This is a genomic window from Candidatus Laterigemmans baculatus (assembly GCF_010367455.1).
In the GTDB taxonomy this organism is placed as follows: domain Bacteria; phylum Planctomycetota; class Planctomycetia; order Pirellulales; family Pirellulaceae; genus Laterigemmans; species Laterigemmans baculatus.
Map to the genome: position 1 here is coordinate 89421 of NZ_WRPR01000148.1, position 12718 is coordinate 102138.

The following is a 12718-nucleotide window of genomic DNA, read 5'->3' on the forward strand; positions in this document are numbered from 1 at the left end:
CTCTAGTGCTGTTTCGGAATGTCGCTTGCACCCGCTGTTCAGGCATTGGGGAGCTGGTGCTCACCGCTTGGAACAATTGCCTCCGGCTTCTACTTTGAGGAATTCCGATGACCCACCAAGAACACCAAGCATGTATTGAGGCCTGTATTCGCTGTGCTCAGGAATGTGAACATTGCGGAAATGCTTGCCTGGATGAGAAAGACGTTGCGAAGATGGCGGAATGCATACGGCTGGATAAGAAATGCGCAGAGATCTGCTGGACTGCCGCAGCCTTCATGAGCAGAGGCTCCAGGTTCATGCAGGAAATCTGCCGAATCTGCGCGGATGTCTGCGAAGCTTGTGGGGCTGAATGCCGCGATCACGAGGCCGATCACTGCCAACGGTGCGCAGACGCGTGCGAGCAGTGTGCTAAGGAGTGCCGCCGCATGGCAGGGGCAGCAGCTTGATTCTTCGTCAAACCCAGTTTCGCCCCACCTGCTGGCGATGGCGGCATGTGGATGGCGGCACCGGGGCAAGCAGCTAGTCGCGTTGAGTGAGCTATAAGATAGCGAGTGCGGTTTTGGGGTTGATGCTCAGAGGTCGGTCCGAACACGCAGCCTCGCAGCGTGCTTTTCAATTCAGGTCGGCGTGCGAACGTGCCGCCCTGCCCCCTTTGCTCGGATGTGAAATCGAGAATGACGGGTCGCGCCGCCAAACCGAAAGCGCGACCAGTTTGGGTGGGCCTGCGCGCTCCGTCGGTCTCCCAGCGGTCGTGCACGGGAAGGTCCGCCTCATCTGAGGCGGCTCCCATCGCCCGCATGCCGTTGAACCTTTGGATGCGTCGGTCCGGCAGACCGATGGCCGCAGGCTACCTCGGTCGATCCAACCGATGCGTGTTGCGGTGGGCATGGGTTTCAGCAGCCAGGAAATTACGTCAGACGTCCGCTGTATTTCCACGAGTCGCCAATCCCTGTCGAATTTGGCCGCCGCGACGCTTCCTCGGCTCGCCGGGAATGATGATGCGGCACCCCTGTTCGCCAGCCGCTGATGTCTTCTCGGCCTGCTCTCTTTCAGCCGGCTCGCTTTGATGGTCGGAAGGCCTGATCATCCGATTCCTCGTAAAACGCGTCCCTTCGGCTGTTGCCGCAAGCCTCATGCCACGCCGGGCGGCGATCGGGGGGCTCGAAGCAAACCCCAACCATTCAGACCTCCGGGGAGGCCGCCCGTGGGTAATCAGTCAAGCGAAGCCACTCGCTGCAAAGTGAGCAACGTCAGCGAGGGCACCACCAGCCACTGCAGCAGGGGAGCCAGAGCGATACCCGCCACTATGGGCATGCGAGGGCCATACGCCCAGCGATCGGTGGCCAGTGCGTAGATCTCAAAGCCGACTGTGACTATTAGGCCGCAGCTAACACAAATCGCAAAGGGCACGGACCAGCGGTCCTGAAACGGCCAGCCGACGCGAAATACGAGCAGCGCGGCCATCCCATAACTAACCGCGGCAATTGCCAAATCCCCCAGCGCCGCGCGGAAGCACGGCCAAGCGTGTTCCCACACGCTCATCCCGACAAAGTCGGTGAACAGCGGTGCCTGCAGCATTTCCCAGCTGTAGTGCAGCACCAGGGTTACCAAGGCTGCGAGCAGCCACCGCATACCCCACTTCTTTCGTTTTCCCCTCACCTGCCTGACTTCGAGCTGATTGCCGCAGGTTCTGACCGAATCCGCCGTAGCTCCCGCAGTATTTTCGCCTGAAGGACGACCTGCACAATAACCGTCACAAGCACAATCAGCACAAAGAGAGTCGTGGCGATCATGCATGTCATCATCATGCCACCTTCCATCATCCCATCGCCCATCATTTCACCGTTCATTTCGGACCCCGATCAAGCTTTGCGTATGAAATCATTACAGATTCCGTGTCAGGCAGCTCAGCATTTTGGCAACTCAGCATTTTGGCAACTCAGCGTTTGCTTGCATCTCCAGCCCATGACAGTCCCTGGCGGCGAGACTGGCGCCCGTCGAGCGTACCGATTCGGCAGAGTTGTATTGATGGCGATTGGGCCTCAAACGCTAGAGCAGCGGCGAACCGGTGGGTCGTACTGCCACGGCAATTCCCGCGCCGCATATTACGTTCGGCAACCGCCCCGGTTTGCCCTCCCGCTGCGTAATCGCCGTCCCAAACCAGCGATATCGAAAATGGCCTACCAGCGGATGTCGGGGTCGCCTGCATTTGATGTATGGCTGTGCAGAGGGGCAGTGGGAATACGTAATCCAGTGGAGCTTCACCGGCGCGCCGATTGCCGCAAACTTTCGCCTCACCGCTTGGCCGCACGGGGTAAATCCGACCAGGCATTTCATCTGCGAAACAGGAGCAGTCCGATGACCGACAGAAACAGCTTTTGGGCCGTTGCCGTGGCGAGCGTGATCGCGAGCGCTGCGTTCGGCTTTCAGGCGGTTGCGCAAAACGCAGAGGAAGGCGGCGCGAGCGCCGAGCAGCAGGGCAAGATGATGATGTGCCCGATGATGGAGGCGATCAAGCCGGTGCACTTGTACGCCGATACCCCAGCCGTGTTGCTGGCCCAGGAGGACTCGCTGGCACTGACCGAGCAACAACAGGAAAAGCTGGAGGAAATTACTGCTGAGGCCCGCGAGCGAGCACGGGAGATACTGACGGAGAAGCAGCGCCAGCAGCTTGAGGAAGCGCCTTCGGGGCCGCTCTCCGCGATGCAGCTGACGAAACTGCAGAGGAAAGAGGGGACCGGAAACGCCAAGGGCGCGATGTGCCCAATGTGCATGAAGATGATGCAGAAGATGAAGGAGCGACAGGGCAACGACGGCCAGGACGTTAACTGATTGGAGCAGTGCGGAACCGCCGGCGGCGTCGCAAGCCGTCCGGCTGCCATGGAACGCGCCGCGAGTTGGACCAGCCGGTCTGCTCGGGCGCTCGGTCTTCAGCGATCACCGTGCCGGTTTGAAGCGTCATAATGACTGCAGACTCATTTCCTGTCCTTCTCATCGGGTGGCCCACTGCGCTTCCAAGCCATCACCACCATGCCGCCGCAGCAGAGGAACATCAGGGCGATAACTGCGAGGAGGAGGATTCTAGTCCAGGCCATACTTGCCTCGCTGGGGAATCAAACGGTGTTACTGCCTCAGGACCACTCGTCCTCCATCATGAACTGATCCTCTGGCTCTGCTTCGGAGACTGGTGCTCCTTCTTGCCGTGACTCCCGCCACTGTTCCCACCGCTTGTGCAGTGTGTAATAGACGGGGATGAGGATCAGCGTGTGGATCGCCGAGGTAATCACGCCTCCGATCACCGGGATCGCGATCCGCTTCATCGGTCCGGCTCCCGGCGTGGTGGCCCAGAGGATCGGCATCAGTGCGATAAAGTCAGTTAAGACGGTCATCAATTTTGGCCGCACGCGTAGCACTGAGCCCTCGATGACCGCCGCCTGCAACTCTTTCGGCGTCAGTCGCCGACCTTTCTCTTTGCGGTGCTTCTTGTAGGCCAGGTCTAGATAGACATGCATGATGATCCCGGTTTCGGCGGCTAATCCAGCCAGCGCGATAAACCCGATCGCGACCGCGATGCTCCAGTTGTACCCCAATAAATACATGCCCCAGACGCCACCGATCAATGCAAACGGCAGGGTCATCATCGTGATCAGCGTCTCGGTGACGCTCTTCATGTTGAAGTAGATCAGCACAAAGATGATCGCCAACGTGATCGGAATGATGATCTTCAGCCGCTCGCGGACCTCCTCCATAAACTCATACTGACCACTCCACTGCATGTAGTAACCGGGCGGGATCGCCAACTCGCCGTCGGCGATAGCCCGGTCGATCGCCGCTTGCGCGCCGTTGACGTAGCTGCCGATATCCGTGCCGGCTTCGATGTCGACCGGGATGTTTACCAGCAGCATGCCGGCTTCGCTTTTGATGACCGGTGGCCCATCGGCGAATTGGATCTCGGCGACCTGGCCGAGCGGAATTTGGGTGCCGCTGGGTGTGGCGATCAGAATTCGCTTGAGCTTCTCTGGATCGTCTCGCAGCTCACGCGGATAACGGACGTTGATGGGAAAGCGATAGCGGCCTTCGACGGTGGTGGCAACATTCATCCCCCCAATCGCCGTTTCAATCATTCGCTGGATGTCCCCCACCTCCAGCGCGTACCGGGCCGCCGCCTGCCGGTCGACGTGGATGTCGAGGTAATGGCCTCCCATGGCCCGCTCGGCGACGACGCTGTTTGTACCCGGCACATCCCTCAATACGTCCTCGATTCGCTGGGCAACGTCCGCCAGACCATCCAAGTCGGTGCCGTAGAGCTTCAGTCCCAGCAGACCCCGCATGCCGGTCGTCAGCATCCCGATCCGCGTCTCGATCGGCATCAGCCACCAATTAGGCATCCCCGGAATGCTGATCTCCCGTTGCATCTCACCTTTGGTCAGCTCCGCAAAGGTCGTCTGGACCAAGGGAATCTCCGCGGCCTCGATGCGCCCGGTCCAGGTGTTCCGCAGATGCGAGATCGCTTCGTCCTGGAGGGCCGGCGCGATGCCGCCCTGAGAGCCGAGAATCTCCACGAGGTCTTGGCTGGCCTGAGCGACGATTCGCTTCGGAAGCCGCGGGCCGATTTCCCCCATGGCTCGCCTCAATATTCCGGCAGTCCACTGATCCTCCAGCCCCTGTTCGTCGAACCGCGTCAGCGGGTTCCCTCCTCGCTCGATCAACTGACTCCGGTGCTGCTCATAGGCCTCTCGCATTTCTGGCATCTGCTCGTCGAGTGCTTGCATCAGCTCCAATCGCGTCTGCCGATTAACCTCCGCCCGCGTCATGCCCTCGAGCTGGGTGGCGATTGTCTTCCGATCGAGTTCCTCGCCCTGGCCCGTCGCAAAGCCCCCCGCCTCCAGATCGGCCAGCATCTCCGCTGCCCGTTCCTTCAGATAGCCTTCCTCGACCAATCGATACGGCCAGTCCTCCTCCGCACGGAGCGCCGCGTGCGTTTCGACCATCGACAGCGGCGCTGGATCGGTCGGCGTGTTAAAGCGGCCGATCTTGCCCAGCACCACTCGCACTTCGGGGAACTGGGCCAGCATCTGATCTTGGATCTGGAGCGTTCGCCGCGCTTCGGTCGCCGAGAGTCCGGGGACGGTGGTCGGCATATAGAGGATGTCTCCTTCGCGGAGCGGCGGCATGAATTCGCTGCCCGTCTTCGTCCACGGGACGACCGTCACCGCCAACAGCGCAAAGGCGATCGCCATGCTGATGAATTTGTGGCGAAGGGCGAATCGGATCAGAGGCATGTAGATCCAAATCAACATGCGGTTCAGCGGATTCTTCTCTTCCGAAGGAATGCGTCCGCGGACGAACAGTCCGGTCAGGATCGGGATCACCGTCACCGCGATTAGCGCCGCGGCCGCCATCGCGAAAGTCTTGGTGGCCGCCAGCGGTTTGAACAGTCGTCCGGCTTGTCCCTCGAGTGCAAACACCGGTAGGAAGGCTACCGTCACTACCAACAGCGCGGTAAACAGCCCTGGGCCGACTTCCTGGGCTGATGACTTCACCAGCTGCCAATGATCAGCATCCGGTTCCCGCTCTTTGCGCTTGTGGAGATTCTCCACGACCACGATGGACGAATCGACCATCGTGCCGATTGCCACGGCGATCCCGGAAAGGGACATGATATTGGCGTTGAAACCGGTCAGCTTCATGGCCAAAAACGCCATCAGAATGCCCAGCGGCAAGACAACGGCAGCGACCAACGCACTGCGAATATGAAACAGAAATGAGATCACGATGATGGTCGTGATAATCAATTCTTCGATGAGCGTGTGCTTGAGCGTCTCGATCGAGCGATGGATCAGATGGCTGCGGTCGTAGGCGGAACGGATGACGACCCCCTCGGGCAATCCCGCTTCAATCTCTCGGATCTTCTCCTTCACCGCCTCAATAGTGGTCAGGGCGTTCTCGCCAAAGCGCATCACGACGACTCCGGCGACGACCTCTCCAGTGCCGTTCTTTTCCGCGATGCCCCGCCGGATGTCGGGGCCGATTTGCACATCGCCGACATCGCCCAAAAGAACCGGCGTCCCGTCTTCGGTGGCCGAGAGCATGATCTGCTCAAGATCTTGCACATTTTGGATGTAACCGCGGCCACGGATCATATGCTCCGTCTCGGTGATCTCCACCACACGGCCGCCGACGTCATTGTTGGAATTCTGAATTGCATGAGTCACTCGCTCAAGCGGAATTCCGTAGAGCAACAACCGTCGCGGATCGAGCGTCACCTGGTACTGCCGTTCCGCACCGCCGGCCGTGGCCACTTCCGCCACGCCCGGTACCGATGTCAGTTGGTAGCGCACGTACCAATCCTGAAGCGCCCGTAGTTCGCCAAGATCGTACCGGTTTTTTGTATCTTCGAGAGTATAGATGTAGACCCATCCGAGACCTGTCGCATCGGGCCCTAGCCGCGGTGTGATGTCCTCGGGGAGTTGTCCCTGCACCTGGTTCATGTACTCCAGCACTCGGCTGCGTGCCCAGTACATATCGGTCCCGTCATCAAAGATCACGTAGACGAATGAGAGGCCAAAGAAGCTGTAGCCTCGCACATCCGCCACGCCCGGTACCGACAGCATCGTCGTCGTCAGTGGGTACGTGACCTGATCTTCGATCGTCTGCGGATCACGTCCCTCCCACGGCGTATAGACGATCACCTGCACATCGGAGAGGTCGGGGATGGCGTCGATCGGAATCGTATAGGTGGCCCATACGCTGACAGCCGTCAAAATGGCTGCGAGCGTGAGGACCATGAACCGATTGTCGATACACCAGCCGATGAACTTTGCGATCAATGCAGCATACCCTGTTCTCGTTCGCTAGCGTTCCTGCCGCCGCCCAGGGCTACCGCCTCCGGTGATTGGTTAGCAGCGCCGGCTGGAACCGCGCTAGTGACGAATTCCGCCACCAGAATGGTCATGTCGTCCGTCGTTGCGCTGCTGCCTTGGTGATCAACTAACGCTCTGTTGAGCCGCCCCACCGTTTCCTCTACGGGCTCCGCTCCAGAGTTCCGCACCAGTGACTGAAGCTTTTCTCTACCGAAAAGCTCCCCCCGGGGGCTCCAAGTTTCAGCCACCCCATCGGTAGTGGCGAGAAGACGCTCACCAGCTCGAGGAGAAAACTCCTCCGTGGACCACGATGCCTCCGACTCGATACCCAACAAGAAACCTGTGGCACCCAGCTCTGTGATCGTGCCGTCACTGCGGAGCAGCAAGCCGGGTTCATGGCCTGCGCTGGCGTACTGGAGCACCCCTCGCTGGGGTTCCCAGCGGACGAGTAGCATTGAGGCGAATATGCCGGGCGGAGAAAGTACTACGAATCGGCTGTTAATGAACTTCAGCAGTTCCCCCGGTGCAACATGGTGCTCCGCCGCATTCAGCAATAGCGCCTTCAGCATGGCCGCACTCATGGCCGCAGGTACGCCGTGGCCACATACGTCTGCGACGCAGAGAATCCAGCTGCCATCTGCAAGCGGTAAGATGTCATAGTAATCGCCAGCCACATCGGCGGCCGGGCGGTAGAGGGCCGCAAGTGTGACTCCGGGCACTACCGCAGAGGTAGGGAGAAGATGCTCCTGAATTTCTCGTGCCTTGGCCATCTCTCCTTGGCGCTGTTCGGCCGTCGCCTGCAGGCGTTCGCTCATCGCTTCGATCGCAATGGCCAGTGCAGCTAGTTCTCGGCTTTTTGCGCTGTGGAAATGGACCTCAAAATTCTCTTCAGAAATCGCGGTCACCGTTGTGACGAACCGGCTTACTGGCCTGGCCACCATTCGTAGCAGGACCGTGCTGGCAACAACCGCGGCTACCACGCCTAACGCCAGAATCCCCACCAGACGCCATAGAACTTGGCCGAAAACGGCGCGCCGCAGAACGGCCACGTCCTCCGAGACATAGACAGTCGCATCGCCCTCATCAGCGCTGCCGACGACCAGATCGTGCTCTCCCAGCCCTGCAGATTGTTGCGCGGCCAGACTCTGTTGCATGGCCTGAAACATCTCTGTGGAGGAGCGTCCGTGTGCGGTCGATTGAATGACCGCGGCACCTATATCGACGGTAATGTGGTGCCCGGGCGACTCGGCGTCATGCATCTGGCGGCAGACCGCGTCGAGGTACTCCTGCACTGCGTCCAGGCCGCCGGGTCGCAGGCGTGACACGGCAGGGAGGATCGTCTTCGCTTCCTCCTGGAGCGCAATTCGCTTCTGCTCTAATCGGTCGCTCAGTTCGCGGCGGTAGTCGAGAACCAGGAACGCGACAAGAAGAATCGCCATCGCACCATTGACGATTACGAGAAGCTGAACACCTAGTGTCGGCGGCTTTTTTCCTCTCCGGAAGAGCGACCGCAGGGCCGAAAAACGGCTCCCTCGTGGCCTGGTGGGCGGCTCTTGTCGCCCCTGCTGATCGATCATTAGTGATCCTTACGGCTCGTGCCAAATTCTTACTAAGCTGCTGCGTATATTCGCGAGCGATCCATGCCGCTGACCCTCTGGCCCGTGGGATGTGAGAATCCCACGGGCTGTGACGTCTGCAATAGCGGCCGCTCTACCTCTGGGAGGCGTTACGGTTGAGATTCTCCTCGAGCAGCTTGTCGACCTTGGCCAGATACTGCTCCGGCTCGGCTTCGATCTTTCTGGTGCATGGTGGACAACAGACAAAAACCTGTCGGTCATCAACGACCGTCGAAGCAGGCTTCTCCGGTAGCGACTTGCCCATCGCCGGGCATTTGCCCTGGGCCGCGATCCGGTTGGCCTGGATCTGCGCCCAATGCTGCTCCTGGACATCACGACCGAAGCATCCTTTGCAACACAGAAAGACGATCTGGTCGCCGATCTTTGCTTTGATCGGGCCGCCCATGCTGGTCAAATCTTTTCCCGATACCGGGCAAATCTTTTGCGCCTGAACCAGCAGTTGCTGCTTCTTTTTGGCCTCATCCTCGCCAGTTTCCTGAGCGAAGGCGGCAGCCTGGAAAGCGACCGCGGCACACGCGGACAAAACAATCGCGAAATAACGCATCCTTAAACTCCTATCAAAAACCGAATCCGTCTCCAAAACCTCGCCGAACCCCCAACGCAGGGCTTCGGCGTCTTCCTATTGATTGTCGATTTTGGCGAAATACTTCTCCGGATCGCTCCGTAGTTTCTCTTCACAACCCTCGCAGCAGATAAACACATCACGCCCCTCTACCGTCAGTTTCTTGGGGGTTCCCATCGATCCCAACAGCCCGTCGGCCACAGGACAGATGCGCTGCGCTGCAGCCAACTGGCGGTCCACCTCAGGCAATTTGGCCAGTTCAGCGGCCACCTCGGGGTCCACGTCCGTTTGCACAGCCGTCTCAATCGGTTGGCTCTGGTCGACCGCAGCGTCATTTGCACCGCAACCCGAGAAGGTCGTTACAGCCAATCCCATCATCGCCAGCAGCGCCGCGGATATCGTCAGACTTCGCATCTCTCTCATCTCCTATTAATTCCAACCTGTCACGAACGCGCCGACATCGACGCGTTCACATTCCGAATCAAAGAGCTTTGAACCAAAAAACCGGCACCTACGGCTCCAACACATCGAGCTGGCTTCCGCAGGTCAACATCTTTTGTCCCATATAAGGGTTCAGCTTTTCTTCACTCCACCAGAGCCAATTCTCATAGCCGACCTTGGACATCCCGCAGCGGAACAGGAATACATCTTCGCCAAACAATGTCTGTCCACCGTTCTCGGCGAGCAACTGGACCATTTGCCGACTGATCCGGCCGAAGTGGAACCGTGCCTCTTTCAAATCGGCTGGGGGTTGATTGCCGATCTCGTCCGCCTGGCGTGCAATCCGCTCGGACAGAACCGTCAGTTCCGGGACCTGATTCTCGTGGGCCTGCACGGCCAGCGTCGAGGCCGCTTCGCCGAGCGCCGCGAACGCCGCGACGGCCTCGTCCAGTTTGTCACCGGCGAGCGCTTGGCTCAGATGAAAGTAGCGGTTCAGTAACTGACGGATGTCCTTCGCCAGCTCTTCGCCAATCGCTTCCTCCAGCGTCGCCGACCGCTCCTCAGGGGGGAGCATTTTCGTCAGCACACTTTGAAATTGACTCTCGGCGCTCAGCAGGAAGGCTCCGGCGGTGACCACTTCTTCGCCCGGACTGAGGCCTGAGAGGACATGGTGGTATCTTTTGAAGTCGGAGCCAAATTGCAGTTCAGCTCCCGGCTGATAGGCGGCTTCGCTCGTGCTTGGATACAGCCATCGAAGGCCGATCTCGATCTCGCGGGGCTCAAACGCACCCTCGCCTAGCTTGACGACTGCAACTTGCCGCTGCCCCGACCACAACACCGCGTTCTCCGAAACCGCTAGCGTTTGCGGCAACTCGGCGCGGAATTGGGCGCGGGCGTACATTCTCGGCTTCAGTCGTCCGTCGCTGTTGGGGATTTCGATCCGCACGCGCACCGTACGACTTTCCAGCTGGACCGTCGGATCAACGAACGAGACGACTCCCTCAAAACTCTCTCCCGGGAAACTTGGCACCGTCACGGTCACCTGCTGCCCCATGTCAACCAGCGGCAGTTCTTCCTCGTAAATGTCCGCCAGCAACCAGACTTCTTCCAGATTCACAATCTGAAATAGCGTCTCTCCCTCCTCGATATATTCGCCCTGCTGGACGTGTCGCTCGAGCACCGTGCCGGTCAGGGGAGCGTGGACCGGAACTCGCTCCAGCACTTCCTGCGTCTGTACGAGACGGTCGATCTGCTCCTGAGTCATCCCCTGATCGCGCAGCTTCTGCGAGGCGTATTTCCTGAGGTCGACTCCAGACAATCGCGAGGTCGACGTGTCGCGAGCCATCAGGAACTCTTGTTGCGCGACGATCAATTCCGGGCTGTACAGCTCGGCGATCACATCGCCTTGCTGGACGTGCGCTCCGGTGAAATTGACGTACAGCTTTTCAATGCGGCTTTTGCCGCGAATCCAGGAGGTGATTTTCGCTTCCCGCCGTTCGTCGGCGGCAATGCGGCCCGTGGTATCGATCTCGCGATGCAGCTTTCGCCGCAGTACCGGTTCGGTCGCGACCCCCGCCTGCTGAATTTGGCGCGACGTCAATGTCAGGTGTTCCGGTGCCTCCAACCCGCCGCCTACGAGCGGCACCAGTGCCATGTTGCAGATAGGGCAGACATCATTGGGATCGTTCCGCTTGATTTGCGGATGCATCGGGCACCAATAGACGACGCCCGAGTCACCGGCCTCGTCTGCGAAGCCGGCCCATGCCACCGCCCTGTGCCATACCGCATCCGCCTGGGTGCGAGCCTGCGGAACTGTCAGAACGATGCCGACGGCGACTGCGACCATGGAGAGCAGGAGCAACTTTCCCCAATGACGGCGTAAAAGACTAGAAAATGGGCGCATAACAACGTCCTTGAGAACGACGGATTAACCGTGGTTTTCCCGCGACCGCAGGAAAACCTGCATGCTGCGTTTGGTAGCTCAGCTGGTCGAAAATACCGGCGAGCCGACAGCGGAAAACGGGCGACAGAGGAAAGCCGTGCGCGCAGAAATCGCGCTGGTCGCCAGATCAGATATCCAGACGAACCTGGAGCCGTTGCAGAGAGGGTTCAGTGATCATGTGGGCCGCCTGCAGTGCGTGCCGTGCATGCGGAACCGATCCTGGGCCCGAATTCGGCAACCCTGACTCGGAGTTCAGCATGAAACAGCTTGACGCACGCTCGCTGGAGCGCGAGTCGCGGACTGGAGGAGAGTCGGGCGCCACCGGCGCCTGGACCACGCAGCATCCCATCCCACAGTTGCCGTCCAACCCGCAGCAGCAGGTCGCGGGCGGAGTCGCGCTGGCAGCCCCCGCCGCTTCAGCACTCCGGACCAGCGAGGCGGAGAACCCGCTGCAGGTCATGCCGAGCGCCAGACAGACGACGATCAGCGAGCGAAAACGGCGCGGGAAAACGGGGTGCCACATGCGGCTATCTTAGCACCGATCCGTCATCGGGACAACGTTTGCTCGCAGTCAGCTGCCGCTCGAACTGCAGCCCGAGCCGGTGGACGAATTGGATCTCCCGGATGATGCGGGGCAATTGGAGCAGCTGATCACGGCCGCATTGGCATGCAATCCGGAACTGCGTTCGTTGGCCTTGCAGATCGCCGCGAATCGCGAAAGACAGCGGCTGGCCTGCCTGCAACGATATCCCGATTTCCAGCTCGGCCTCGGTTGGTCCGCCGTCACTGCGGACGACGCGCTCAGCCGTGTGGCCAATGGCAACGACAATCTCAACTTCGGCGTGGGGATCACGTTGCCGATCTGGCGAGAGAAGATCAACGCTGGAATTCGTGAGGCTGCAGCGAATACTGCGTCCACGGCCCAAAGGCGAGACGCGGAAGAGGACGCACTGCTCGGCACCCTGCGCCGCCTGTTGGCCGAGGCGGAAGCGGTATTTGAACAGATCGAACTGTATCGCACGCGCATCATTCCACGCACTGAACGAACGCTGGAGTTGGCCACGGCCGATTACCGTAGTGAGCGAGTCGATTTCTTTACCCTGATCGACATCTACCAGGAACTGCTGGTCTATCAGATGCAGGTTGCACGGATGGAAGCGTCACTGGCCGGTACACTGGCGCGGCTCGATCGTGCAGTTGGCTGCCCTGTGCAAGTAGCCGGTGCACCAGAGTAGCCACTCCAGCGCGCGATTTAGCGCCGCCACTACAGACC

The 12718-nt window shown here is 59.9% G+C and carries 10 protein-coding genes; 3 read left to right on the plus strand and 7 right to left on the minus strand.

The genetic code is table 11. From position 1 onward, the window contains the following. Positions 1 to 1212: 1212 nt before the first annotated feature. Positions 1213 to 1632: a hypothetical protein gene (locus GNK13_RS20740; protein ID WP_164104502.1), complete on the minus strand. Its 420-nt coding sequence runs from the start codon at positions 1630 to 1632 to the stop codon at positions 1213 to 1215. A 23-nt stretch (positions 1633 to 1655) separates the two neighbouring features. Next, a complete protein-coding gene (locus GNK13_RS20745; RefSeq protein WP_164104503.1) occupies positions 1656 to 1850 on the minus strand; it encodes a hypothetical protein in 195 nt (64 codons plus the stop codon). A gap of 508 nt (positions 1851 to 2358) precedes the next feature. Here GNK13_RS20745 and GNK13_RS20750 point away from each other — a divergent pair. Beyond that, positions 2359 to 2832, plus strand: a complete 474-nt coding sequence (locus tag GNK13_RS20750; protein WP_164104505.1) for a hypothetical protein — start codon at positions 2359 to 2361, stop codon at positions 2830 to 2832. 299 nt (positions 2833 to 3131) lie between these two features. Here the strand turns inward: GNK13_RS20750 and GNK13_RS20755 are convergent, their stop codons facing one another. From GNK13_RS20755 to GNK13_RS20775, 5 genes are all read right to left on the minus strand, one after another. After that, positions 3132 to 6830, minus strand: a complete 3699-nt coding sequence (locus GNK13_RS20755; protein ID WP_164104506.1) for an efflux RND transporter permease subunit — start codon at positions 6828 to 6830, stop codon at positions 3132 to 3134. Then, complete coding sequence (locus GNK13_RS20760) at positions 6827 to 8302, minus strand: PP2C family protein-serine/threonine phosphatase (RefSeq protein ID WP_164104508.1); 1476 nt, start codon at positions 8300 to 8302, stop codon at positions 6827 to 6829. The genes GNK13_RS20755 and GNK13_RS20760 overlap by 4 nt, the downstream gene beginning before the upstream one ends. Positions 8303 to 8573: 271 nt before the next feature. Next, the gene (locus tag GNK13_RS20765; RefSeq protein ID WP_164104510.1) at positions 8574 to 9044 is read right to left on the minus strand and encodes a hypothetical protein; all 471 of its coding nucleotides are present in this window, start codon (positions 9042 to 9044) and stop codon (positions 8574 to 8576) included. Positions 9045 to 9119: 75 nt separating this feature from the next. After that, on the minus strand, positions 9120 to 9476 hold the full coding sequence (locus tag GNK13_RS20770) for a hypothetical protein (protein ID WP_164104511.1): 357 nt from the start codon (positions 9474 to 9476) through the stop codon (positions 9120 to 9122). 97 nt (positions 9477 to 9573) lie between these two features. After that, the gene (locus GNK13_RS20775; RefSeq protein ID WP_164104513.1) at positions 9574 to 11349 is read right to left on the minus strand and encodes an efflux RND transporter periplasmic adaptor subunit; all 1776 of its coding nucleotides are present in this window, start codon (positions 11347 to 11349) and stop codon (positions 9574 to 9576) included. A 353-nt stretch (positions 11350 to 11702) separates the two neighbouring features. Between GNK13_RS20775 and GNK13_RS20780 the strand changes: the two genes are divergently transcribed. Next, positions 11703 to 11981 carry a hypothetical protein gene (locus GNK13_RS20780; protein WP_164104514.1) on the plus strand — a complete coding sequence of 93 codons (279 nt, stop codon included), beginning with the start codon at positions 11703 to 11705 and terminating at the stop codon, positions 11979 to 11981. Between the two features lie 66 nt (positions 11982 to 12047). Next, positions 12048 to 12680, plus strand: coding sequence for a TolC family protein (locus GNK13_RS20785; protein WP_164104516.1), 633 nt, complete (start codon positions 12048 to 12050; stop codon positions 12678 to 12680). The last annotated feature ends 38 nt before the right edge of the window (positions 12681 to 12718 follow it).